This is a genomic window from Kitasatospora sp. P5_F3 (assembly GCF_054049135.1).
The window spans coordinates 17,750-41,226 of record NZ_JBFUMY010000019.1 but is presented as its reverse complement, the minus strand read 5'-3'; the positions used below and the strand labels follow the sequence as shown (position 1 = coordinate 41,226).

The following is a 23,477-nucleotide window of genomic DNA, read 5'->3' as shown; positions in this document are numbered from 1 at the left end:
CCGTGCCGCGCCGGGCCCAGGATGGGCCCGGTATCGGCCGATCGAGCGAAAGTGTGAAAGCGATGAGCCCCAAGCCCGAGCAGTACGACGTGGTGGTCCTCGGCGGCGGTCCGACCGGCGAGAACCTTGCCGACCGGGCCAAGGCCGCCGGGCTGAGCACCGTTCTGGTGGAGAGTCAGCTGATCGGCGGCGAGTGCTCGTACTGGGCCTGCATGCCGAGCAAGGCGCTGCTCCGCCCTTGGCTGGCGCTGGCGCACGCCCGGGCGCTGCCCGGCACCCGGGAGGCCGTCACCGGGAAGTTGGACGCCGCCGCCGTACTGGCCCGCCGGGACGAGTTCACCTGGCACTGGCACGACGACAGCCAGGTCGAGTGGCTCCGCTCCACCGGCATCGACCTGGTCCGCGGCCACGGCCGGCTGGCCGGTGAGCGGTCCGTCCTGGTTGACGGCGAACGGCTGCTGACGGCCCGTCATGCGGTGGCGGTCTGCACCGGGACCCGGGCCGCGCTGCCCAACGTGCCGGGGCTGACCGAGGCCCGCCCGTGGACCAGCCGGGACGCCACCAGCGCCGCCAAGGTGCCGGGACGGCTGGCGGTGGTCGGCGGCGGCGTGGTCGCGGTCGAAATGGCCACCGCCTGGCAGGGGTTGGGCTCCCAGGTCACCCTGCTGGTACGGGGCGGCGGGCTGTTGGACCGGATGGAGCCGTTCGCCGGTGAGCTGGTCGCGGCGGGGCTGACCGAGGCCGGGGTGGACGTCCGGCTCAACACCTCGGTGACCGAACTGGCCCGGCACGGCGGCGAGGTGAAGCTCACCCTCGGGGACGGCAGCACGGTGGTCGCCGACGAGGTGCTGTACGCGACCGGCCGGGTGCCGCGTACCGACGACATCGGTCTCGAGACCCTCGGTCTCGAACCCGGGTCCTGGCTGGACGTCGACGAGTCCTGTCTGGTGCGGGCCGTCGAGGGCGACTGGCTGTACGCCGCCGGGGACGTCAACCACCGGGCGCTGCTGACCCATCAGGGCAAGTACCAGGCCCGGATCGCCGGTGCCGCGATCGGCGCCCGGGCGGCCGGCACAGCCGTCGACACCTCGCGCTGGGGCCCGCACGCCGCCTCCGCCGACACCGCCGGAGCGCCCCAGGTGGTCTTCACCGAACCGGAGGCGGCGTCCGTCGGACTGAGTCTCGCCGAGGCCGAGCGGGCCGGGCTGCGGGTCCGCGCCGTCGACCAGGAGATCGGCAACGTGGCGGGCGCCTCCCTGTACGGCGACAACTACCGGGGGACGGCCCGCCTGGTGGTCGACCTGGACCGGGACGTGATCGTCGGCGCGACCTTCGTCGGCCCCGCTGTCGCCGAACTGCTGCACTCCGCCACCGTCGCCGTGGTGGGTGAGGTCCCGATCGCCCGACTGTGGCACGCCGTTCCCGCTTATCCGACCATCAGCGAGGTCTGGCTCCGGCTGCTGGAGAGCCTCCGCGGCTGACCGGTCGCTCGTTGGTGGGAAAAAGTACGCATGCGCAGGACTGCCCGATGGTTCGCGTGCTACTCCATGGAACTGTCAGATCTCGACGCCGAGTTGACTTTCCTGGAGGAGCACACGATGCACCAACCGGACGAAGCCACTTCCCGCCGTTCCTTCCTGAGCATGGCCGGGGCCGCCGCCACCTCGGCCACCCTGCTGCAGGTGATGACCGGAGCGGTCCCGGCCACCGCCGCTCCCGCCACCGACGGGCTGGCGAACCCGGCCCCGAGGGTGGGCAACGGCCGGACGGTGGCGGTCCTCGGGGCCGGCCCCGCCGGCCKGGCGGCCGCGCTCAAGTTCACCGAGGCCGGCTACCGGGTGACCGTGCTGGAGGCGCAGGGCCGGGTCGGCGGGCGCACGCTCGCCGCCCGGCCGGGCGACACGATCAGCGAGGTCTGGGCGGACGGCTCGGTCCGTACCCAGACCTGCCGGTTCGACCAGGGCCTCTACCTCAACCTCGGTGCAGGCCGCATCCCGTACTTCCACCAGCGGATGATCGATTTCTGTCGCAGGCTCAGGGTCCCGCTCGAGCCGTACATCCACACCACCACGGCCAACCTCTTCCAGACCGACCAGGCCTGGCGGGGCGCACCCAGGCCCAACCGCCGGATCGCCAACGACACCCGGGGCTACCTCGCGCAGTTGCTGGCCCAGGCCGTCCCGGAGGCGACCCCCGGCATCGACGCACTGAGCCCGGCCCAGCGCGAGCAACTCACCAGCCTGCTGGTCGAGTTCGGCGCGCTCACCGGGAAGGGACACGAGTACCTCGGCTCCACCCGGTCCGGCCTCGCGAAGAACCCGACCGTGATGCAGATGGAGGAGCCGGTCGACCCGCTGCTCCTCAGCGACCTGCTGGCCAGCGGGTTCTGGCAGCAGAGCTTCTACCAGGACGTCGAACTGCACTGGCACACCACGTCGTTCCAGCCGGTCGGCGGTATGGACAGCACCTGGCGCAACGCGGCCGCCGCCCTGCCCGCCGGCACGGTCAGGTACAACGCGCCGGTCCACGGCATCCAGTTGGACGGCACCGGCGTGCAGGTCGGCTGGACGGAGGACGGTGCCGACCGGGTCGAACGGTTCGACTACTGCCTGAGCAACATCCCGATCCCGGTGCTGCGCAAGCAGGTCGCCCTGCACGGCTTCACCGACGACTTCCGCTCGGCCGTCGAGAACACCCCGTTCGCCGCCGCCTGCAAGGTCGGCTGGCAGGCGAACCGGCGCTTCTGGGAGTCCGAGCGGTACCAGATCTTCGGTGGCATCAGCTGGATCAACCACGAGATCACCCAGATCTGGTACCCCTCCAACGACTACTTCTCCCCCACCGACAAGGGCACCCTGACCGGCGCCTACAACTCGTACGCGAAGGCCGAGACGCTGGGTGACCGCTCGCACGAGGAGCGGCTCGGCGTCGCCCGCGAGGGCGGCACCAAGCTGCACGACGAACTGGCCAGCAACGCGATCGTGCCCGACGCGCTCGGTATGTCGGTCGCCTGGCACAAGGTGCCCTACCAGCTCGGCGCCTGGGCCGACTGGATCCCGGAGCGGCCGGAGCACAAGAAGCTCTACTCGACGCTGATCTACCCCCAGGGCCAGGACAACTTCTTCGTGATCGGCGACCAGGTCTCCGCCCTCCCCGGCTGGCAGGAGGGCGCCCTGATGTCCGCCGAGTGGGCCTACGAGTGGATCGTCAACGGCAAGCGCGCCGTCCGGGCCCCGGTCCAGCGGGTCCCCGACTCCCGGGCGCTGACCACCGGGGAGCGCTGACCCTCCCGCAGAGCGGCCCCGCCGTCCGGTACCGACCCGGTCCCGGACGGTGGCCGGGCGCCGCATAATGGGGCGCACCAGCAGAGCAGCCGGGACGGGAGCGCCGTGCAGATCCGGATCGAGGCCTTCGACCTTCCGGGGCTCAACTGCCCCGCCGGCCCCGGTTTTCCCGGCTACACCGGCATCCACGTCGCCGTGCAGCAGCGGCGGCAGCCGACCGGGCTGCTCGACCCGCAGCCCGGCGACGCCGCCTCGGCCGGCTGGACGCTGGAGTGCAGGCTCTCGGGGGCCGGCCTGACCGGCCCGCAGATCCAGGGCGGCCCGGGCGCTCGGTTCATCTACCTCTCCTGGGGCAGCGTCGACACCGACGGGGCGTTCACCATGTTCCGCCGCGCCAAGCTGATGCTGGACGGCGTCGACCCGGCCACCCTCACCGCCGCCACCCGCTCCGGCGTCCTGCTGGCCCGCCTCGGCCTCACCGACGCCTGCGGCCAGCCGCTGTGCGCGGCGGTCCGGCCGCCCCGGATCACCTGGTCGGCCGGAGCGCCGTGACGGGTCGTTAAACCGTTTGCCGTTCCCGGCGGTGCTGATGGAGAGTGAACCCATCAGCAGCGGACACCGCAGAGAGGAACGCACCATGACCAGCACGCAGTCGTATCAGCGCTCCTCCAGTCGTGGACTCCCTGCGGCGTAGCTCCCGGCCGAACGGCCGAGCCGCCCAGGGGAGTTACCCCCAGGGCGGCTTTTCTGTACGCCGCCCCATGCCGGATGGTGCAACTGGCAGCACGCCTGACTCTGAATCAGGAGCGTCGAGGTTCGAATCCTCGTCCGGCAGCGCAGGGAGAGTTGGCCGAGTGGTAAGGCAGCGGCTTGCTAAGTCGTAGTCGGGTGCGAGCCCGCGCGCGTTCGATCCGCGCACTCTCCGCGTTTCCCACCAAGGGCGAGCTGGGCACTGGTTGAGCCCAAGGGCCTGTAAAGCCCCCGCTTCGGCTGTGGCGGTTCGAATCCGCCCTCGCCCACCATCGGCAAGGTCGCACTGACGTCCCGACGCCACCGGCAGGCTATCGTGCCCCGGTCACACGATCGGTGGAGGGGAATCGACATGGGCGAGCTGCGCGGCGACCTCCGGGTGCACTTCGTGCTGGCGGCGGTGCTCGGCGGCGCGGCCCTGCTCTGCATGGCCTCGACCTGGCCGCCCAGCGGGTCCACCGCACCGAAGTGGCTGGTCAGCGTCCTGTTCGTGCTGGTTTTCCCGGTCTTCATCACCGCGTTGATCCGGGTCGTCACCAGCGGAGGCGCCGCCCGGCGGAGGGGCCGAGTCGGGGCCGGTGTACTCGGCAGGTACATCCTGCTGCTGCCGCCCGCCGTGAGACTCGTCTACGCGCTCGCCCTCGGGGCTGCCGTGCTGGGTTTTACCACCGCTTCCGGAACGGCCCGGGACGTACAGGAAGACGCGACGGGCTACCACTACACGTACTGGGACAAGACCGCCCAGCCGCAGCAGAGCAGGACGGTCGAACTCACCGAGTCCGAGTACGACGCGGCACTGAGGAGCCAGTTCCGTCTCTTCAGTGCCGCGCCGGCGCTGTTCTACACACTCAGCAGCTTCCTCGTCCTCGTCTCGGCCTCGGCGGGGGCCGCCAGGCGCAGGGCGGCCCAGCCGCCGGAGGTCGGACCGGCGGCCGGGTAGCGCCCGTCAGGCGAGGTCGATGGCCGCGTTCATCTCCCAGAGCAGCACCTCGGCACCCTCCGGCCCCGCCGTGATCCGCTGGCCTTCGGCTGCGCCGATCCGGGCGGCGTCGCCCTCGTGGAACAACCCGCTTCCTTCCAGGGCGAGTTCACCGCGGGCCACGAACAGGTGGGCGAACGGGGCGGTGACGGTGTCGAGCGTCTCGGACGGGCGGAGCCGGGCCACGTGCAGGGCGGCGTGCTGCTGCCGGATACCGATCGCGCGCTGGTTGGCGTGCTTGGCCATGCCGGACGCGAGCGTGGTCCAACCCCCTTGGCCGAGCTGGTCGTTGATGTCGAGCTGCTCGTAACCGGGGGCGATCCCGGCCGCGTCGGGGATCACCCACATCTGGATCAGGCGGACCGGGTCGCGGTGCTCGGGTTCGCCGGTGAGCGTCCAGGAGTCGTTCTTCTCGCTGTGCAGGATGCCCGCGCCGGCGCTCATCCGCTGGGCCAGGCCGGGGTAGATGACGCCGTTGTTGCCCTCGGAGTCCTGGTGGACCAGACCGCCGTCGAGCACCCAGGTGATGATCTCCATGTCCCGGTGCGGGTGGGTGTCGAAGCCGGTGCCGGGCGCGATCACGTCGTCGTTGGACACCAGCAGCAGACCGAAGTGGGTGTTGCCCGGGTCCCAGTGCCGGGAGAACGAGAAGGAGTGGTGCGACTCCAGCCACCCCGCCCTGGTGTGGAACCGCTCGCCCGCTCGGCGGATGTCGATCGTGGTGGCCATCGGTGCAACCCTTCCCTCGGTCTTGTTGAATCCTAAACCACCAAGGGTGCCGTCCGCATTCCCGTCCGTGCCCGGCGTGCTGCCGTGCACTGCCGTGCCGCCCGGAGCAGACTGACGGACGGATCCTGCCCGACACTCACAGGTGGTGCGCCATGACCGAGACGCTGTTGGCCGTCGGCACGCAGAAGGGCCTGTTCCTGGGCCGCAGCCCGGACCGTACGACCTGGGAGTTCACCGGACCGCACTTCGCCATGAACGCGATCTACTCGGTCGCCGTCGACCGGCGCGGCGACCGCCCCCGCATCCTGGTGGGCGCCGACAGCAGCCACTGGGGCCCGTCCGTCTGGTGGTCCGACGACCTCGGCGCCTCCTGGCAGGAGCCGAGCAGCCCGGCGGTCCGCTTCCCCGAGCACACCGACACCTCGCTGGAGCGGGTCTGGCAGCTCCAGCCGGCCGGCCCCGAGGCTCCCGGCGTGGTGTACGCGGGCACCCAGCCCGCCGCTCTGTTCCGCTCCACCGACGGCGGTGAGAGCTTCGCCCTGGACGAGGCGCTCTGGTCGCACCCGCAACGGGCCGAGTGGGCGGCCGGATTCGGCGGCCAGGGCCTGCACAGCATCGTGGCCGACCCGCGCGACCCGGCCGTGCTCACCGTCGCGGTCTCCACCGGCGGCGTCTACCGCACCGAGGACGGTGGCAAGAACTGGCGGCCGGCCAACACCGGCATCCGGGTCTCCTTCCTGCCGGACGAGTACCCGGAGTTCGGCCAGTGCGTGCACAAGATCGCCGCCGACCCGGCCGACCCCGACCGGCTCTACCTGCAGAACCACGGCGGCGTCTACCGCACCGACGACGGCGGCGAACGCTGGACCGACATCGGCGCCGACCTCCCCGCCACCTTCGGCTTCGGCCTGGCCACCCACCCCCGGCAGTCCGGTACGGCGTACCTGTTCCCGCTCGACGCGGACTACGCCCGGCTCCCGGTCGACCGCCGCTGCCGGATCTTCCGCACCACCGACGCCGGTGCCAGCTGGCAGCCGCTGAGCACCGGCCTGCCGACCGAGGACCACTACGGCGTGGTGCTCCGCGACGCCCTCTGCACCGACGACGGCGAACCGGCTGGGGTCTACTTCGGCAACCGCAACGGCGAGGTGTACGGCTCCGCCGACGCGGGCGACAGCTGGCGCCTGATCAGCTCCCACCTGCCGGACGTGCTCTGCGTCCGCGCCGTCACCCTGCCCTGACCCCTCGTCAGTCCTGGGCCCGGACCGCCAGCCCGATGTAAGTGCAGAACAGCACGAACCCGCCGGACCAACTGAGCACCGTGACCACGGGCCCGGTCAGCGGCCGTTCCGTTCCGCCAAACATGCCGAACACCGACAGGCAGGCCGCCACCACCAGCACGTACGCGAGCGCAGCACTGCCCCGCACCACCCAGGTGAGCCTCTCACCGGCCACGGTCCCCCCAGCTCAACACCCTTGCCCCCGCGCTCCATCGAATCCGGGGAGTATCGCACTGCCGTCCGAGTCGACGGGGAGTCAGATCAGAACGGCCCGGATGCCCAGCCCCAGGTACAGGACCAGCAGGCCGAAACAGGCCGCCCAGAGCGCCGCCAACTCCCCCAGGCCTGAGGCCGTCCCCGTCAGGCACGGCAGCACGGCCAGCAGGATGCCGGTGACCCCGGCCGCGTGCACGGTCTGGGCGCCCGGGGACCAGGCGAGCTCGTGCAGACCGTCGTTCATCTCGGTGGCCCCGATCCCGACCGGGACCAGGGTCAGCAGCACGATCAGCAGGCCGGCGAGCGCGATCCACAGCTCCCGGGTGTCGAGGCCCCAGTCCCGGTCGAGGTAGCGGGTCAGATCCTGATCCTCGTTCACCAGACCGCCCAACTCCGGTGCGCCGGGCGCCCAGAGCAGCTCGACCCGGTCGCCCGGCTTCGGCTCCCTGTGGGTGTAGGTGCCGCCGACCCGCACCGTGCCGCCGTTCGGCAGGGCCAGGTCCAGCTTGGCGTAGTACCCCACCACGGCGCCGTCGGAGCGGCGCGGGTCGACGTCGGCCACCTCGACCACGATGGCGGTGGTGTGCGCGGCCCCGGCCCGGAGCAGCGACCGGCCGAGCTCGGAACTCTGGCCCGAGCCGAGGCTGACCAGCGCGGTGAAGACCAGCGGGAGCAGCAGCCAGACCGCGGCCTGCCGCAGGTACACCCACGGCGTCCGATCGAAGGCGGGCCCGGTCAGCCGCCGGAGGCCGAACCTCCGGCGGGGCACCGAGTCCTTGACCGGTCCGACCTTCCGACGCGGCGTCGGCATCCACGAGTGCCGGTCGTCCGACCACCACACCCAGAGCGCGAGCACCCGCAGCCAGACCAGCCCGACCGCCACCCAGGCCACCGTCACCAGGCCGGACACCGGGTACACGACACCGTCCGGCACCCCGGCGGTCCACAGGGCGACCCCGGCCACGGCCGCGTACGCGAGCACGGCGAGTACTCGGACGGACCAGGTCAGCACGGCTCTCCCCCGGATGATCAGCGGTCGGCAGGCTACCGCAACTCCCCCGGGGCACCGACTACTTCTCGGCGGCCCGCAGCCGTTGGCCGACCGTGCCGAGGCTCTCGGCGAGCACCGTCAACTGCTCGGGAGTGAGCACGTCGATCAGGACCTCGCGGACGGTGGCCACGTGGCCGGGGGCGGCCTCCCGCAGCACCCGCCAGCCCTGCTCGGTGATCTCGGCGAAGACGCCGCGGACGTCACTGGGACAGGAGCGGCGGCCGACCAGGCCGGACTTCTCCAGCTGGGTGACCTGGTAGGTGAGGCCGCTCTTGGAGGTGACCAGCCGGTCGGCCAGGTCGGTCATCCGGAGCGAGCCGTCCGGCGCGGCGGAGAGCTGCACCAGGATCTCGTACTGGGTGTGGGAGAGCCCTGCACTCTCCTTCAGCTGCTGTTCGAGGCGGCGCTCGATCAGATTGCTGGCGACCACGAAGCCCCGCCATGCCGCCATCTCGCGATCGTCCAACCACCGGGGCTCGTCCATGGTCCTATCGTACCCAGTTGTTCAAATTCGAACCAAGGTGTACCGTGGTCGACAGGGGTTCAAATTTGAACTAGTGAGATCACGGGAGTAGCCATGTCCGTCCGCCGCCTCAACCACGCCGTGCTGTACGTCCGTGACGTGGCCCGCTCCGTGGCCTTCTACACCGACACCTTCGGCTTCAAGGTCGACGTCGAGATCCCCGGCCGCGCCGCCTTCCTGAGCGCCGCCGAGACGCTGAACGACCACGACCTCGGCCTGTTCTCGGTCGGCGCCGACGCACCGGCGCCGCCGCGCGGCAGCGTCGGCCTCTACCACCTCGCGTGGGAGGTCGGCACGCTCGGCGAGCTGGCCGAGATCGCGCAGAAGCTCACCCGGCGGGACGCGCTGGTCGGCGCCACCGACCACGGCGTCTCGAAGTCGCTGTACGCCCACGACCCGGACGGCATCGAGTTCGAGGTGATGTGGCGGGTGCCCCGCGAGGAGTGGGCCTCGCTCGACAAGGCGAACATGCGGCGGCTCGACCTGCAGGCCGAGATCGACCGCTGGGGCACCGAGCTGAAGACCGGCGCCGCAGCCGGCTCGGCCACCTGACACCTGGGCAGCAAGCAGGGCCGGCCGTCGGAACGGCCGGCCCTGCTGACGATCACTCAGCAGCGGACCGCTCAGTAGCCGACCGCGTCGCCGCCCACCGCGAACGCGTCGTCGCAGAGCGACTCGGCGTCGCCGCCCACGGCCGCCGCCGGGCCTTCTGCCAGGGCGTCGCCGCCGACCGCACCCGCGAAGTCGACACCGGTCGCGTCGCCGCCGACCGCACCGGCCGCACCCGTCGCATCGACGTCACCGCCGACCGCCAGGGCGTCGCCGCCGCCGTGCGTGACGGCGTTGCCACCGACCGCCAGCGAGCCGTGCGAGTGGCGGTGGCAGGAGTGGGCCGAGGCCGTGCCGGCGCCGATGAGCAGCGCGCAGCCACAGATCGCGGCGGCAGCGGTGATCTTGGCAAGGGTCGTACGCATGAATCCTCCAAGTTGGTACGAGACGCCTGAAGGATCGGCACCGCACCACCCGACCATGAGACAGGTTCCGCCCCACCACCCGTCCGGCCCAGAGTTTCCCCCCGCCCGGAGCACCGTTCACGAACCGGACAGCGGCCTGAGGGGTCAGTAGTTCCAGGGCCGTTGCTCACCGGGGTGGATCTCGGCGGCGAAGTCGTCCGCGGCCATCGCGATCACCGCCCGGCCCTCGATCCGGGCCAGCCAGGGCTGCGGCAGCCGGACGTCGCCGTGGTGGGCGCCGAGCAGGTTGCCGCAGATCGCTCCGGTGGAGTCGCTGTCACCGGAGTGGTTGACCGAGAGCAGGAGGGCCGCCTCAATCGGGGTGCGCGGCGGCTTCGGCTCGCAGACCGTCCCGCCGCTGCCGACGTAGAAGGTCTGGTGCCGGGTCCGGGCCAGCAGCGCGTACACCGCGATCGCCAGCGCCTCCTCCGCCACCCAGCCCGCGCCCAGGCTCTCCACCTTCGCCGCGCTCGCCTCCCCGTCCGCCGCCAGCTCGTACGCGGCCCGCAGCGCGGTGGTCGTCTCCTCGTGGCCGGGGTAGCGGCCGAGCAGGTCCAGGGTGCGCAGCACCGCGCCGGTCGGCGACTCGCCCTCGACCAGCAGGCTGACCAGAGCCGCGAAGGCGCCGGCGGCGTAGTAGCCGGTCGGGTGGCCGTGAGTGATCTGGGCGCAGTTGGCGGCGAGTTCGAAGGAGTGCTTCTCGCCCAGGCCGGTGAAGCCGAACGGCGCGGAGCGCATCACGGTGCCGCAGCCCTTCGAGCCCGGGTTCACCGGGCCGTGACTACCCGTCAGCGGCGCGTACGGGTCCGGAGTGTGGGCCGCCCGCAGGCCGGAGAGGCAGGCGTTGCCGGGCGCGCGGCGGGCGTACAGCCAGGGCTCCTCGCGCAGTCGGCCGGTGCGGTGCCGCAGGCCCTCGGCGGGTGGCGGGCCCGGGTGGTCCTGGGTGTCCAGCCAGCGCAGGTAGGCGTCGTGCACCAGCGCCGCCTCCGCGCCGCCGATGCCCTTCGCGCTGGACCGGACGTAACCCGCCAGCCGTCCCTCGGCGGTGAACAGCGTCATCTGGGTGTCGTCGGTGATCCGGCCGACGACACCGTCGTAGTCGGGCTCAAGACCGGTCACCCCGGCCTCGCCGTACTTCGCCCGGATCGCATCCAGCGACAGGAACTCCACCGGGTTGCCCAGCGCGTCGCCGATCGCGCCACCGAGCAGGCAGCCCCGGACCCTCGAACGGTATGCGGTCAGTTCTCCCCAGGACTGCTGCTGCACCTGTGTTGACTCCTCAGTCGGGCCGGATGTTCTGGTTGAGCCGGAACAGGTTATCCGGGTCCCACTCCCGCTTGAGCGCCTTCAGCCGCCGGTACTTCCGCTCCCCGTACGCCTCCCGGACCCGCTGCTCGCCCTCCTCCATCAGGAAGTTGACGTAGACACCGGAGTGGTGCGGCGCCAGCGCCGTCCACAGGCCCCGGGCCCAGGCCCGCTCCTGCTCGAAGCCCTCGGCGTCCGCGCAGGTGCCGTTGATGTTGAAGGTGTGACCGGCCTGCCGGCCGCTGACCGCCGTCTCGTCCTCCCCCACCCGGGCGATCGCGCCGCCCAGTTGGAAGATCGGGAAGCTGGTGAGCGGGGAGCTGATCCGTGCGGCGTGCTCGGCGGTGATGTCGATGACCTGGTCGGTCAGTTCGGCCACGTCGCAGGACTTGAAGTAGTACCAGCGGCCGGGCGGGAAGGACGGGTCGAGCATCGCCTGGTGCTCGGTGAACGGCTTGGGCCGGCACAGGTCCGCCACCGGCGGGCCGAACTGCCGCAGCGGCCGTAGCACCTGCTCGCCCCGGTCGAGGTCGCCCACCCAGCAGCAGATCACCATCGCCACCCGTTGGCCGTGCAGCGCAGCCGGGATCTCGGGCAGCGGCGGTGCCTTGCGGTGCACCACCGCCGTGGTCAGCTCGTCCGGCACCTCGGTGATCCAGTCCCGGTAGAACCGCAGCAGCCTGGCCGAGTCCGCCACCGGCCAGATCAGCGGCCCGGCCAGCACGATCGGGCCGACCGGCTGGAGGCGGTACTCGAACTCCGTCACCACGCCGAAGTTCCCGCCGCCCCCGCGCACGCCCCAGAACAGCTCCGGATTCTCCGTCGCGTCCGCCCGTACCGTCCTGCCGTCGGCCGTGACCAGGGTGACCGAGAGCAGCTGATCCACCGTCAGCCCGTACTTGCGCATCAGCCAGCCGATGCCGCCGCCCAGCGTCAGCCCGGCCAGCCCGGTGTGCGTGACGATCCCGGCCGGCACCGCAAGACCGGCCCGCTGGGTCTCCCGGTCCAGCTCGCCGAGCAGCACCCCGGCCTGGGCCCGGACGGTGCGGGCCTCGGCGTCCACCGTGATCCGCCTCAACGCCGACAGGTCGATGACGATCCCGTCGTCGCACAGCGACTGCCCGGAGAAGCTGTGCCCGCCGCTGCGCACCGCGACCGGCAGACCGCTCTCCCGGGCGAACCGGACCGCGGCGGCCACGTCCGGGGCGCCGGTGCAGTAGGCGATCAGGGCTGGGTGCCGGTCGATCGAGCCGTTCCAGATCCGCCGGCTCTCCTGGTAGTCCGGCTCACCGGGCCGGACCAGTCGTCCTCGGAACGAGCTCCGCAGCCCGCCGAGGAGCGTCTCGTCGATCACTCCGTGGTTGCCGCTCATCACCGTGTCCTCACCGACGGCCCCTCCCCCAGTCTGGCATCGGGCCCGGGCCACCGCCTTGTCACCCGTCCGGGCACGCCCTCTGTCCCCGGGCCGGGCCGGACGGGCAGAGTGACCGTATGCAGACTCCACTCACCGTGCTGGACTTCCTTCGCCGGGCCGAGACGGTCTACGGCGACCGGATCGGCCTGGTCGACGAACCGGACCAACCCGCCCGTTCCTGGGGCGATCTGAGCTACCGGCGGATGGCCGAGCTGGCCCGGGCCCAGGCAGCCGGGCTCGACCGGCTGGGCATCGGCCCCGGTGAGCGGGTCGCGATCGTCTCGCACAACTCGGCCCGGCTGATGACCGCGCTGTACGGAGTGAGCGGCCACGGCCGGGTGCTGGTGCCGGTCAACTTCCGGCTGAAGGCCGAGGAGGTGGCGTACATCGTCGAACAGAGCGGTGCGACCGCCCTGTTGGTCGATCCCGAGCTGGACCGGGCACTGGCCGGGGTGCCGGTGCGGCACCGCTTCGTACTCGGCGCGGAGAGCGACGCCCTGCTGTACGACTTCGACCACGCCCCGGTCGAGTACCCGGTGGAAGAGTCGGACACCGCGACGATCAACTACACCAGCGGAACCACCGCCCGCCCCAAGGGAGTTCAGCTCACCCATCGCAACCTCTGGTTGAACGCGGTGCTGATGGGCCTGCACTTCGGCGCGAGTGACCGGGACGTCTACCTGCACACCCTGCCGATGTTCCACGCCAACGGCTGGGGCCTGCCGTTCGCGCTCACCGGCCTCGGCGCCCGGCACATCGTGCTGCGCAAGGTGGACGGCGCGGAGATCCTGCGCCGGATCGACCGGCACGGCGTCACCTTCCTGTGCGGGGCACCGGCCGTGGTGACCGCGGTGCTGGACGCCGCCGCCGACTGGGACGGGCCGGTCCCGGGGCGGGACCGGGTCCGGATGATCGTGGCCGGGGCGCCGCCGCCGACCTCGGTGGTGGAGCGCGTCGAGGCCGAACTCGGCTGGGAGTTCATGCAGCTGTACGGCCTGACCGAGACCGCCCCGATCGTCACCGTCAACCGCGGCCGGGCCGAGTGGGACGACCTGCCGCCCGCCGAGCGAGCCGAGCGGCTGGTGCGGCAGGGCGCGCCCGCGCTCGGCACCGAGCTGCGGGTGGACGGGCAGGGCGAGGTGCTGGTGCGGTCCAACACCGTGCTGGCGGGCTACTGGGACCAGCCCGAGGAGAGCGCGGCGGCGCTGCGCGACGGCTGGTTCCACACCGGCGACGGCGGGGTGCTGGAGGACGGCTACCTGAGCATCTCCGACCGGAAGAAGGACGTCATCATCAGCGGCGGTGAGAACGTCTCCTCGATCGAGGTGGAGGACTGCCTGTACTCCCACCCGGCGGTGGCCGAGGTCGCGGTGATCGGGGTGCCGGACGCCAGGTGGGGCGAGACGGTCAAGGCCCTGGTGGTGCTGCGGGACGGATCGGCAGGCGACGAGGCCGAGTTGATCGCGCACTGCAAGGAGCGGCTGGCGGGCTACAAGGCGCCGACCTCGGTCGAGTTCCGCTCGTCACTCCCCCGGACCACCACCGGGAAGCTGCAGAAGTTCCGGCTGCGCGAACCGTACTGGGCCGGCCGGGCCAAGTCCGTCAACTGAGCAGTCGTCAACTGACGCCCCCCTTGATGTCCCCTCGCCGAAGGAGCACCCCGCCATGGTCGATGTCACCGTCCTGCTGAACGACCTCCGGGACGAGAGCGCCGCACTCGACGCGCTGGTCGCGGGGCTGGACCCGGCCGGGTTCGCCACCCCGACCCCGGCCGAGGGCTGGACCGTCGCCCACCAGATCGCCCACCTGGCCTGGACGGACCGGTGGTCGCTGCTGTCCTGTCGGGACGGCGAGCGGTTCACGGCCGAGGTGCTCACCCACTACACGAACGTCCCCGAGCCGGTGGACGCCGGGGCCGCCGAAGGAGTGGGCGAGGACCCGGCCGCGCTGCTGGCCCGCTGGCGGGCCGGGCGGGCGGAGTTGGCCGCCGAGCTGGTGGCGGCCGCCGCCACCGATCGCCGGCTCCCCTGGTTCGGCCCGCCGATGAAGGCCGCCTCGATGGCCACCGCCCGGCTGATGGAGACCTGGGCGCACGGCCAGGACGTCGCCGACGCGCTCGGCGCGACCGTGCCGCCGACCGACCGGCTCCGGCACGTGGCCCATCTCGGTGTCCGCACCGTGGGGTTCGCCTTCGCGCTGCACGGGCTGCCGGTGCCCGAGACCCCGATCCGGGTGGAACTGACCTCGCCCTCGGGTGAGTTGTGGACCTGGGGACCACCGGAGGCGGCCGACTCGGTGCGTGGCCCGGCGCTCGACTTCTGCCTGCTGGTCACCCAGCGCCGGAGCCTGGGCGACCTGACCCTGGTGGCCACCGGGCCGGTTGCCGACGCCTGGCTGCCGATCGCCCAGGCTTTTGCCGGGAATCCCGGAAAAGGGCGATAAACCTTCCTTCCCAGATTAATTGACGCTCAATCATTTCACTCTTGCGAGCGATATACAGATTCGTTGACGAATGATGGACTCTCCGTCATGAACCGACGCATCGGCATTTCCGCACTCACCGCCCTGCTCACTCTCGCCGCCCCGCTGCCCCCGGCGGCGGCCCAGGCCACGCCTCGCACGCCCGCCGGCGAGGTGGACGCGTTCTTCGAGGAATACCGCCTGGCCGCCCTCGGCGAGATCGACGAATACCCGAAGGAGATCCGCGCCAAGACCCTTCCGCCTCCCCTGAATGCCCAACTCGACCGCTGGTCCGCCACCCACCACGGGGCCGACCCGGTCTTCCGCGCGAAGAACATCCCGCGCACCTGGTCCACCCGTACCCTCACCGCCACTACGGTCGCGGTGACGGAGACCTGGTACGAGGGCGGCACCCAGGAGGTCCGCTTCACCCTCCGGCCGCCCGTCCTGACCATCACCGCCGTCAACGACCCGCCGCCGACGGCCGGCTGACGCACCGCCGAATCACCGCACCGCCGGTAACCGCACCGAAACGGCTCGGGCACGCTGCGCTTCACACGCACTCCCTAACGTCACCGCTCACAGACCCCGACCAGCAGGGAGCGGTGCATGACCGACACCTCCACCCAGGCCCCCGAGCTCACGGGCGCCCCACGCCGCTCGTACGCCAAGTCCGCCGCCGACGAGAGCCTGGAGGACTACTCACTCCGTTATGCGCCGCACTCGTTCCGGCGCTGGTCGCCGCTGTCCGTGGCGTCCACCGCACTCGGTGGGATCGCCTATCTGGCGGACTACGCGATCGGCGCCGGGATCGTGATGTCGTACGGCTTCACCAACGCGCTCGCCGCCATCCTCACCGCCGCCACCCTGATCTTCCTCACCGGCATCCCGATCTCCCGCGCCTGCGCGGCCAACGGTGTGGACATGGATCTGCTCACCCGGGGCGCCGGGTTCGGTTACTTCGGCTCCACCCTGACCTCACTCGTCTATGCCAGTTTCACGTTCATCTTCTTCGCCCTCGAGGGCTCGATCATGGCTCAGGCGCTGCACGAGGTGCTGCATCTGCCGCTGACGGTCGGGTACTTGGTGACCACCCTGGTGGTCATCCCGATCGTCTTCAAGGGCATGTCCTGGATCTCCAAGCTCCAGGCCTGGACGCAGCCGCTCTGGATCCTCGGCCTGGTCGGCCCGTTCGTCATCCTGGCCGTCCACTCCCCCGGCACCTTCGCCGAGTTCACCCGCTTCGGTGGCACCCAGGGCGTCGGCTCCGGCTTCACCCTGCTCGGCTTCGGCCTGGGCACCGGTATCGCGCTCTCGCTGATCGCCCAGATCGGCGAGCAGGCCGACTACCTGCGCTTCATGCCCCGGCGCACCCCCGCCAACGCCCGCCGGTGGGACTTCGCGGTGCTCGCGGCCGGCCCCGGCTGGGTGGTGATCGGCGCAGCCAAGCAGCTCGGCGGCGCGCTGCTCGCCTTCGCCGCGCTCGACGTGGTGGGCAACGCCAAGGCACTGGAGCCGATCGCGCCGTACGTCGAGTCGCTGCGGCCGTGGTTCGGGGCGGCGGCGCTGCCGTTGGCCGGGCTCTTCGTGGTGGTCTCCCAGGTGAAGATCAACTCGACCAACGCCTACTCCGGTTCACTGTCCTGGTCCAACTTCTTCTCCCGGCTGACCCACCGTCACCCGGGCCGGGTCTGGTACATCTTCCTCAACTGCGGGGTCGCGCTGCTGCTCATGGAGCTCGACATGTTCAGCGCGCTCGGCTCGCTGCTGGGCTTCTACTCCAACGTCGCGATCGCCTGGATCGGCGCGGTCACCGCCGACCTGGTGATCAACAAGCCGCTCGGCCTCAGCCCGAAGTACATCGAGTTCAAGCGCGCCTACCTGCACCCGGTCAACCCGGCCGGCTTCGGCGCGATGTGCTTCGCCGCCACCGTCTCGATCTGCGCCTTCTTCGGCTGGTTCGGCGAGTACGCCCAGGCGTTCAGCCCGTTCATCGCCCTCGCCCTCGCCATGGTCTGCAGCCCGCTGATCGCCTGGGCGACCAAGGGCCGCTACTACCTGGCCCGCCCCAACCCGAACGCCGACTCGACCTCCACCGAGACCCTCACCTGCACCGTCTGCGAGGGCGCCTACGAGATCCCCGACACCGCCGACTGCCCGTTCCACCAGGGCACCGTCTGTTCGCTCTGCTGCAGTCTGGACGCGGACTGCCACGACGCCTGCACCAAGTCGCCCGACAACGGCCCGGTCCTGCTCGGTATGCCGACCCTGCGCGACTAGGCAGAGGCCCGGGTCGCCCGATCGGGTCAATCCTCGCTCCCGTGGGTGGCGGTGGCTTGGTACCCGGCCCGACCCGGGCCAAGCTGGGCGCCATGACCGCCAGCGCACCGCACCGTCGTCGCCTGCCCGTCGCCCTGGGCCTCGGCCTGGCCCTGGCCGGCTGTCTCGCCGTGCCCGCCCCCGCCTCGGCGCGGGTCTTCCCGCCCCAGTCCGCCTACTCCTCGCTGCTGCTGACGGTCAGTCCGGGCCCGGTGGCCCTGCCCGAGGCGGCGGTGACCACCCTCACCTGCGACCTCCAGCCGAGCGGCTCGCACCCCGCCCCCGCCACCGCCTGCGCCGCACTCACCGAGGCCGACGGCGACCTCGACCGCCTCGCCGGCCTCCCGGGTACCGCCTGCGCCGCCCTCTATGACCCGGTCACCGCCACCGCCGAGGGCAGCTGGCGCGGGATCCCGGTGAAGTGGGCCAGGACCTTCGGCAACTCCTGTGCACTCCGGGCCGCCACCACCCCGGTGTTCTGAACCGGAGCGTCAGCCCGCGTTCCGTCCGCCCACCACCAGCGCCGCCACCAGGCAGCCGAAGCCCGCCGTCGCGGAGACCGTCCGGACGGTGTTCCACCGCACCCACGTCGTCTCGAAGGTCTCCCGGACGGCCGCCAGATCCGGTATGCCGTCCAGTGAACCGGCCGCCGCCAGCTGGTCGTTCAGCGGCACGTTCACCGCGCCCGTGACCACCAGCACCACCAGGTAGAGCACCGCCGCCGCGATAAGCCACGGCAGCAGGCCCCGGTCACCGCCCCGGAACTGGAGCACCACCGCCAGCAGAGTGAGCACGATCGCCCCGACGAAGACCACCATGAACCAGCCGTTCAGGATCGCCACGTTGATCCGCTGCATGGTCTCCACGAAGGTCCGGTCGTCGGCCTTCGCAAGACCCGGCATCACCGAGCAGGAGTAGGCGAAGAACAGACCCGCGCTGAGCCCCATGGTCAGCGTCGCCCCCAGCAGTACCGCACCTCTGAACCCGGTCATCCCACACACTCCCCGTCGTCAACTCTTGCTGTCTGACACCCAGTCAACCGCTTCCGACCGCCCTCCGGCCATCGTTGATCGGCTCGCCCGCATACGCGGGCGTCCACGGCGGGCGTCTACACTCGGTCGCCATGGACGCACTGGCCGGACTGCTCGCCGGGCCGCGAGCCCGAGGTGCCTTTCTGCTCCGCTCGGTCCTGGCCCCGCCGTGGGCGATCCGGGTCGAGGACCGGGCACCGCTCACCCTGGTCACCCCGGTCCGCGGCACCGCCTGGATCCTGCCGGACCACGGCGCCCCGGTCCGGCTCGCCACCGGCGACGTGGCGATCGCCCGGGGCCCGGAGGCGTACGTGCTGGCCGACTCCCCCGACACCCCGCCCCGGGTGGTGGTCCACCCCGACCAGAGCTCCACCACCCTGGACGGCGAAGAGCTCTGCGACACGATGGCCCTGGGCACCCGCACCTGGGGCGACACCCCGGACGGCCCGGACGTGCTGATCAGCGGGACGTACCAGCTGCGCGGCGAAGTCAGCCGGGGCCTGCTGGACGCGCTGCCCCCGCTGCTGGTGGTGGCCGCCGACTCCTGGCACTCCCCGCTGATCGACCTGCTCGGCGAGGAGATCGGCCGCGACCGGCCGGGCCAGGACGCCGTGCTGGACCGGTTGTTGGACCTGCTCCTGATCGCCACCCTGCGCACCTGGCTGGCCAGACCCGAGTCGGACGCCCCAGCCTGGTACCGGGCCCACACCGACCCGCTGATCGGCCACGCGCTCCGCCTGCTGCACGGCGATCTGGCCCACCCCTGGACGGTGGCCGGCCTGGCCGCCGAGGTCGGCGTCTCCCGGGCCGCGCTGGCCCGCCGGTTCGCCGAGCTGGTCGGCGAACCGCCGATGTCCTATCTGACCGGCCGTCGGCTCGCGCTGGCCGCAGACCTGCTGCACGACCCCGCCGCCACCCTGGGCAGCGTCGCCCACCAGGTCGGCTACAGCAGCCCGTTCGCCCTCTCCACCGCCTTCAAACGCGTCCACGGCATCAGCCCGCAGCAGCACCGCTCGGCCTGACCTGTCGGTACCCGGCCCTACCTTCGGCGCCATGGGCATCTATCTGGTGAGCACGGACCGCGACGACTGGTCCGACGACGAGGTCTTCCGGCCGACGGCACTCGCGCTCGACGCCGAGCTGACCCGACGTGGGCTGCCGACGTTCACTTTCTCTCCCGGCCGCACCTTCGAGGAGAAGCTCTACCGGCCGATGGCGGGCTTCGACCTGCTCTGCCGTTCGCTGACTCCCGATCAGTCCCCGCTCGACTGGGACCTGCTGCTGCCGGTGGACCTCCCGGACACCCTGGTCCTGCCGGTGCCGTCCTCCTACTCCGACACCACCACCGTGCGCGCCGCCCTCCCCGTCCTGCACGGAGCCCGGGCACTGGCCGCCGCCATCGAGCTCCCCGTCGAGCACCTCCCGACCGACTGCGCCACCCTCGACCTCGGCGCCTGGTTCGACAGCCCGGCCGTCTCCCGACACCCCGGCCCGTGGCGGGACGACCTGGACACCGCCTTCTACACCGCGCTGTACCTCCGCGCCGCCGAGCACGCGCTCCGCGAGGGATGCCCGATGCACTACAGCTGACCGGCGGTCCGGCACTCCGCCGGGCCCCGGCAGGGACGGCTGCGGCGGCTGCCGGCGGCTGCAGGGCGAAACTCCGGCGACAGCGCGGCCCGGCGCTCCCTACTATCGGGCTGCCCGTGCCCACCCTCTCGATTGGCCTTCCCGTGAAACAGCTGATCCCCGCCGTGCTCCGGGAGGAACGGCAGTTCGCCCAGTTGTTCGCCGGGCAGTCGCTCTCGCTGCTGGGCGACCGGGTGTCGATGGTGGCGCTGCCGTTCGCGGTGCTGTCGGTGGGCGGATCGGCCGCCGACGTCGGCCTGGTGGGTGCGGCGGGGCTGCTGCCGCTGCTGCTGTTCACCCTGGTCGGCGGGGTGTGGGCGGACCGCTTCCCGCGGCACCGGATCATGCTGATATCCGACCTGGTGCGGTTCGCCGCCCAGGGCGCGGTGGCCGTGCTGCTGATCGCCGGGGTGGCCGAAGTACCGCATCTGGTGGTGCTGATGGCGGTCTTCGGCTCGGCGAGCGCCTTCTTCATGCCGGCCGCCACCGGCCTGCTGCCCCTGGTGGTGCCGGCCGAGCGGCTGCGCGAGGCGAACGCGCTGCGCGGTCTGGTGCTGTCCTCCGGAATGGTGGTCGGCCCGGCGGTGGCGGGAGCGCTGGTCTTCCTGGCCGGGCCCGGCGGGGCACTGGCCCTGGACGCGGTCAGCTTCGCGGTGAGCGCCGCCTTCCTGGTCCGGTTGCGGCCGCGCCCGGCCCAGAACACGACCCAGAACACGACCCAGGACGAGGCGCCGGGCGGCAGCTTCCTCGACGAGCTGCGCGAGGGCTGGCGGCACGTCAGGTCCCGTACCTGGGTCTGGTCCGGGATGGCGGCGATGAGCGTCTACCACGTGGTGGTGCTGCCCTCGATCTTCGTGCTCGGGCCGGTGCTCTCCGAGCAGGAGTGGGGCGGCGCGGCGGGCTGGTCGGCCGTGACGGCCGCGTTCGGAATCGGCTCGGTCGTCGGTGACCTCTGGGCCTACCGGCTGCGCCCGGCCCGCCCGCTGGCGCTCGCCGCCGCCGCACTCGCGGTGGCCTCCTGCCAAGCGCTGATCATCGGTGCCGCCCCCTCGCTCACCGTGGTCGCCCTCCTGGAGGCCGTCACCGGCGTGGCGGTCTCGCTGTTCTTCGTCCTGTGGGAGACCAGCCTGCAGACCCACATCCCCGAGCAGGCCCTGTCCCGGGTCAGTTCCTACGACAACCTGCTGTCCTCCGGCCTGATGCCGCTCGGCCTGCTGGTGGCCGGTCCGGTCGCGGCGGCGTTCGGACTGCGCCCGACCCTGTACGCGATGACCGCGATCGGCGTCCCGGCCTCGCTCCTGCTGCTCTGCGTCCCGGCCGTCCGCCGACTGCCCGACCGCGCCGAACCGACCGAACCCGCCCTGGTCTGAGTCAGCGCGGCCCGCGCAGCACCGGGCCGAGCACCGACGGGTGGAACAGCGCGGTCGGCGGCGTGACCAGCGACATCACGTGCTGGAACCGGTCACAGACGTGCGCGTCCGTGGTGGCCCGGGCCAGCACCCGGTCCAGGTAGCGGTGCTGAAAGCGGATCAGGGCGCCGGACGGGCCACCGGCGGTGGCGGCGAACCGGACGTCCTCGGTGGAGGACATCACCCACGGGTCCTTGGTGACCTTGGCGATCGCCTGCCGGGCGGCACCCGCCGCGGCCGGACCGATGCCACCGTGCCGGGACACCGCGCCGCCCAGCGCACGGGCGCTCATCGCGGCGACCGTGATGCCCTGGCCGTACACCGGATTGAAGGTGCAGGCGGCGTCGCCGAGGGCGATCAGGCCCTCCGGGGCGCGGCGTTCGTAGCGGCGGCGGACCCCGGGGCCGGGGCGGAAGCCGCGGACCTCGCCGACCGGTTCGGCCTCGGCGAGCAGCTCGCGCAGGGTCGGGTCGCGCAGCAGGTCGAGCTGCTTGCGGAAGCCGGCCTCGCCGGGCTCGGGCTCGGCGCCGCGCATACCGCCGACGCTGACGATCCACCGGTCGCCCTCGACCGGGAGCAGCACGGCGAGGTACGGGTCGTCGGGTGCCTTGGTCTGGATGTAGAGCGCCTGGTGGCGGAAGTCCACTCCGGTCGGCCGGTGGAACAGCCGGCTCGAGTACGCGACCCCGGCGTCGACCCGCTCCTCCGGTACGGCCGGCGCGCCCAGGTCGGCCAGCCACTCCGCGACCGAGGTGGACCGGCCCGAGGCGTCCACCACCAGCTCGGCGGGCAGCTCACGGACCTCGCCCTCGGTACCGCGCTCACGGATCCGAACACCCGTCACCCGGCCGGCGCTGCCGAGCAGCCCGACCACCTCGGTCCCCTCCAGGAACTCCACCGAGGAGTCCTTCCGGACCCGGTCGAGCACCACGTGGTCCAGCACCGGCCTGGTGCAGGAGAGGAAGACCAGCTCACTGTGGTGCTCGGCCATCCAGCCCGCCGAACTGAGCCAGCGCAGGTCACTGGCCAGCGGGACACCGACCGCCCCGGCCGCCAGCAGCTCCGCCCGGGCACCGGGCATCAGCTCCTCCAGCACCTGGTGCCCGGCCGCCAGCAGCAGGTGGGCGTGCCGCCCCTGCGGCAGTCCGGCCCGGAAGTCCGGCTGCTCGGGGTAGCGGTCCCGTTCGACCACCACCACCCGCTCGGCCGCGTCCCGCAGGGCCCAGGCCGCCAGTGTCCCGGCCAGCCCGCCCCCGATCACCACTGCTGTGCCCCGCCCCGAGACCGCTTCGCCACCCATCCGGCCATCCAACCGCAGACGGCCGCCCCGCCGCCAGGGGGCGCCCGACGGCGCACTCCCCGGCAGCTGAGCGGCCGTCGGTTCACAACCCGCTGCGGTGGCTCAGGTCCTACGTGCTCAGAGCTTGAGCCCGAGCAGGCCGACGAAGACCGGCCCGGTCAGCGGGAGCAGGAAGTTGGAGATGGTGTAGCCGAGCATCGGCACCTGCGCGGTGCCGACCACCGCCGACTCGGTGGCCGAACCGGCCAGGATGCCGGACGCCGTACCGACGTCGAGCCCGCCCGCCATGGCGATGCCGTACGCCCTCACGATGACGACGACCGCCTCCATCACCGAGAGCACCCCGAAGCGCAGCCCCTTGGCGTTCAGGTTGGCGAAGAACTGCGGCCCCGCGAGGTAGCCGAGCGAGAAGATGAAGAGCGCGAACGCCACGTTCTTGACATCCGCGCTCCCCGATACGTCCTGCGCGCCGATCAGCATCGAGACGATCAGCGTCCCGCAGATGCCGCCGAGCTGGATCGGGCCGACCTTGAGCTTCCCCACCAGGTAGCCGAGTGCCAGACAGGTGAACAGGGCCAGCACCGCGTTCTCGCGCAGCAGACTCATTCCATGGACCTCCGTACGCCTGGGCGATCATGATCGTCTCCTGCATCACACAGCACCCCGGCGCCCGGCGCCCGGAGCCCGCCCACGCTGCCGAACGGGTGACGGCGGGTCAGCTGACGGCTCGTCACCAGTCCGCCGACCAGGACCCGGGTGCCGTGCGGGACGCTGCCCGGCTCGAG

At 71.9% G+C, this 23,477-nt stretch carries 23 protein-coding genes, 3 tRNA genes and 1 pseudogene; 17 read left to right on the top strand and 10 right to left on the bottom strand.

The window, feature by feature from the left end:
* Window positions 1-62: 62 nt before the first annotated feature.
* The 7 genes from ACXJMZ_RS15055 to ACXJMZ_RS15025 all read left to right on the top strand — a co-directional run bounded on the left by ACXJMZ_RS15055 (window position 63) and on the right by ACXJMZ_RS15025 (window position 4,974).
* Entirely contained in the window at window positions 63-1,481 is a 1,419-nt protein-coding gene (locus ACXJMZ_RS15055; protein ID WP_457030530.1) for a dihydrolipoyl dehydrogenase family protein, read from the top strand.
* Between the two features lie 66 nt (window positions 1,482-1,547).
* Window positions 1,548-3,284 (top strand): flavin monoamine oxidase family protein, encoded by a 1,737-nt coding sequence (locus tag ACXJMZ_RS15050; RefSeq protein ID WP_457030529.1) that lies wholly within the window; start codon window positions 1,548-1,550, stop codon window positions 3,282-3,284.
* A 105-nt stretch (window positions 3,285-3,389) separates the two neighbouring features.
* Window positions 3,390-3,836, top strand: coding sequence for a DUF5990 family protein (locus ACXJMZ_RS15045; protein ID WP_457030528.1), 447 nt, complete (start codon window positions 3,390-3,392; stop codon window positions 3,834-3,836).
* A 210-nt stretch (window positions 3,837-4,046) separates the two neighbouring features.
* A tRNA-Gln gene (locus tag ACXJMZ_RS15040) sits at window positions 4,047-4,119 on the top strand.
* 5 nt (window positions 4,120-4,124) lie between these two features.
* Window positions 4,125-4,209: transfer RNA gene (locus tag ACXJMZ_RS15035), tRNA-Ser, on the top strand.
* 13 nt (window positions 4,210-4,222) lie between these two features.
* Window positions 4,223-4,306 (top strand) — tRNA-Tyr (locus ACXJMZ_RS15030).
* Between the two features lie 80 nt (window positions 4,307-4,386).
* Window positions 4,387-4,974, top strand: coding sequence for a hypothetical protein (locus ACXJMZ_RS15025; RefSeq protein ID WP_457030527.1), 588 nt, complete (start codon window positions 4,387-4,389; stop codon window positions 4,972-4,974).
* A 6-nt stretch (window positions 4,975-4,980) separates the two neighbouring features.
* Here the strand turns inward: ACXJMZ_RS15025 and ACXJMZ_RS15020 are convergent, their stop codons facing one another.
* Entirely contained in the window at window positions 4,981-5,742 is a 762-nt protein-coding gene (locus ACXJMZ_RS15020; RefSeq protein ID WP_457030526.1) for a pirin family protein, read from the bottom strand.
* A 152-nt stretch (window positions 5,743-5,894) separates the two neighbouring features.
* Between ACXJMZ_RS15020 and ACXJMZ_RS15015 the strand changes: the two genes are divergently transcribed.
* Entirely contained in the window at window positions 5,895-6,983 is a 1,089-nt protein-coding gene (locus tag ACXJMZ_RS15015) for a WD40/YVTN/BNR-like repeat-containing protein (protein WP_457030525.1), read from the top strand.
* A 7-nt stretch (window positions 6,984-6,990) separates the two neighbouring features.
* Here ACXJMZ_RS15015 and ACXJMZ_RS15010 read toward each other — a convergent pair whose 3' ends face one another.
* The 3 genes from ACXJMZ_RS15010 to ACXJMZ_RS15000 all read right to left on the bottom strand — a co-directional run bounded on the left by ACXJMZ_RS15010 (window position 6,991) and on the right by ACXJMZ_RS15000 (window position 8,773).
* Entirely contained in the window at window positions 6,991-7,197 is a 207-nt protein-coding gene (locus ACXJMZ_RS15010; RefSeq protein ID WP_457030524.1) for a hypothetical protein, read from the bottom strand.
* Window positions 7,198-7,278: 81 nt separating this feature from the next.
* Window positions 7,279-8,250 (bottom strand): hypothetical protein, encoded by a 972-nt coding sequence (locus ACXJMZ_RS15005; protein WP_457030523.1) that lies wholly within the window; start codon window positions 8,248-8,250, stop codon window positions 7,279-7,281.
* 58 nt (window positions 8,251-8,308) lie between these two features.
* The gene (locus ACXJMZ_RS15000; RefSeq protein WP_457030522.1) at window positions 8,309-8,773 is read right to left on the bottom strand and encodes a MarR family winged helix-turn-helix transcriptional regulator; all 465 of its coding nucleotides are present in this window, start codon (window positions 8,771-8,773) and stop codon (window positions 8,309-8,311) included.
* A 93-nt stretch (window positions 8,774-8,866) separates the two neighbouring features.
* Between ACXJMZ_RS15000 and ACXJMZ_RS14995 the strand changes: the two genes are divergently transcribed.
* The gene (locus tag ACXJMZ_RS14995) at window positions 8,867-9,364 is read left to right on the top strand and encodes a VOC family protein (RefSeq protein WP_457030521.1); all 498 of its coding nucleotides are present in this window, start codon (window positions 8,867-8,869) and stop codon (window positions 9,362-9,364) included.
* 71 nt (window positions 9,365-9,435) lie between these two features.
* Here the strand turns inward: ACXJMZ_RS14995 and ACXJMZ_RS14990 are convergent, their stop codons facing one another.
* The 3 genes from ACXJMZ_RS14990 to ACXJMZ_RS14980 form a co-directional block, all read right to left on the bottom strand.
* Window positions 9,436-9,786 carry a hypothetical protein gene (locus tag ACXJMZ_RS14990; RefSeq protein ID WP_457030520.1) on the bottom strand — a complete coding sequence of 117 codons (351 nt, stop codon included), beginning with the start codon at window positions 9,784-9,786 and terminating at the stop codon, window positions 9,436-9,438.
* 144 nt (window positions 9,787-9,930) lie between these two features.
* The gene (locus ACXJMZ_RS14985; protein WP_457030519.1) at window positions 9,931-11,091 is read right to left on the bottom strand and encodes an ADP-ribosylglycohydrolase family protein; all 1,161 of its coding nucleotides are present in this window, start codon (window positions 11,089-11,091) and stop codon (window positions 9,931-9,933) included.
* 13 nt (window positions 11,092-11,104) lie between these two features.
* Window positions 11,105-12,502 (bottom strand): FAD-binding oxidoreductase, encoded by a 1,398-nt coding sequence (locus ACXJMZ_RS14980; RefSeq protein WP_457030518.1) that lies wholly within the window; start codon window positions 12,500-12,502, stop codon window positions 11,105-11,107.
* Window positions 12,503-12,621: 119 nt separating this feature from the next.
* On the opposite strand from ACXJMZ_RS14980, the gene ACXJMZ_RS14975 reads away from it, so the two are divergent.
* The 5 genes from ACXJMZ_RS14975 (at window position 12,622) to ACXJMZ_RS14955 (ending at window position 17,805) form a co-directional block, all read left to right on the top strand.
* Window positions 12,622-14,154 (top strand): AMP-binding protein, encoded by a 1,533-nt coding sequence (locus ACXJMZ_RS14975; RefSeq protein ID WP_457030517.1) that lies wholly within the window; start codon window positions 12,622-12,624, stop codon window positions 14,152-14,154.
* A gap of 55 nt (window positions 14,155-14,209) precedes the next feature.
* The gene (locus tag ACXJMZ_RS14970) at window positions 14,210-14,986 is read left to right on the top strand and encodes a TIGR03084 family metal-binding protein (protein WP_457030516.1); all 777 of its coding nucleotides are present in this window, start codon (window positions 14,210-14,212) and stop codon (window positions 14,984-14,986) included.
* An 87-nt stretch (window positions 14,987-15,073) separates the two neighbouring features.
* Entirely contained in the window at window positions 15,074-15,496 is a 423-nt protein-coding gene (locus ACXJMZ_RS14965) for a hypothetical protein (protein ID WP_457030515.1), read from the top strand.
* Between the two features lie 117 nt (window positions 15,497-15,613).
* Complete coding sequence (locus tag ACXJMZ_RS14960) at window positions 15,614-17,284, top strand: purine-cytosine permease family protein (RefSeq protein WP_457030514.1); 1,671 nt, start codon at window positions 15,614-15,616, stop codon at window positions 17,282-17,284.
* Between the two features lie 92 nt (window positions 17,285-17,376).
* Entirely contained in the window at window positions 17,377-17,805 is a 429-nt protein-coding gene (locus tag ACXJMZ_RS14955) for an SSI family serine proteinase inhibitor (protein ID WP_457030513.1), read from the top strand.
* Window positions 17,806-17,814: 9 nt separating this feature from the next.
* On the opposite strand, the gene ACXJMZ_RS14950 is transcribed toward ACXJMZ_RS14955, so the two are convergent.
* On the bottom strand, window positions 17,815-18,315 hold the full coding sequence (locus ACXJMZ_RS14950; RefSeq protein ID WP_457030512.1) for an anthrone oxygenase family protein: 501 nt from the start codon (window positions 18,313-18,315) through the stop codon (window positions 17,815-17,817).
* Window positions 18,316-18,446: 131 nt separating this feature from the next.
* On the opposite strand from ACXJMZ_RS14950, the gene ACXJMZ_RS14945 reads away from it, so the two are divergent.
* From ACXJMZ_RS14945 to ACXJMZ_RS14935, 3 genes are all read left to right on the top strand, one after another.
* Window positions 18,447-19,376, top strand: coding sequence for an AraC family transcriptional regulator (locus tag ACXJMZ_RS14945; RefSeq protein ID WP_457030511.1), 930 nt, complete (start codon window positions 18,447-18,449; stop codon window positions 19,374-19,376).
* Between the two features lie 31 nt (window positions 19,377-19,407).
* Window positions 19,408-19,944 carry a hypothetical protein gene (locus tag ACXJMZ_RS14940; RefSeq protein ID WP_457030510.1) on the top strand — a complete coding sequence of 179 codons (537 nt, stop codon included), beginning with the start codon at window positions 19,408-19,410 and terminating at the stop codon, window positions 19,942-19,944.
* 143 nt (window positions 19,945-20,087) lie between these two features.
* Window positions 20,088-21,353: an MFS transporter gene (locus ACXJMZ_RS14935; protein ID WP_457030509.1), complete on the top strand. Its 1,266-nt coding sequence runs from the start codon at window positions 20,088-20,090 to the stop codon at window positions 21,351-21,353.
* Window position 21,354: 1 nt separating this feature from the next.
* Here ACXJMZ_RS14935 and ACXJMZ_RS14930 read toward each other — a convergent pair whose 3' ends face one another.
* Both ACXJMZ_RS14930 and ACXJMZ_RS14925 read right to left on the bottom strand, forming a co-directional pair.
* Window positions 21,355-22,692, bottom strand: a complete 1,338-nt coding sequence (locus ACXJMZ_RS14930) for an NAD(P)/FAD-dependent oxidoreductase (RefSeq protein ID WP_457030508.1) — start codon at window positions 22,690-22,692, stop codon at window positions 21,355-21,357.
* 207 nt (window positions 22,693-22,899) lie between these two features.
* A pseudogene (locus tag ACXJMZ_RS14925) lies at window positions 22,900-23,298 on the bottom strand (aspartate-alanine antiporter-like transporter); the annotation flags it as partial.
* Between the last annotated feature and the right edge of the window lie 179 nt (window positions 23,299-23,477).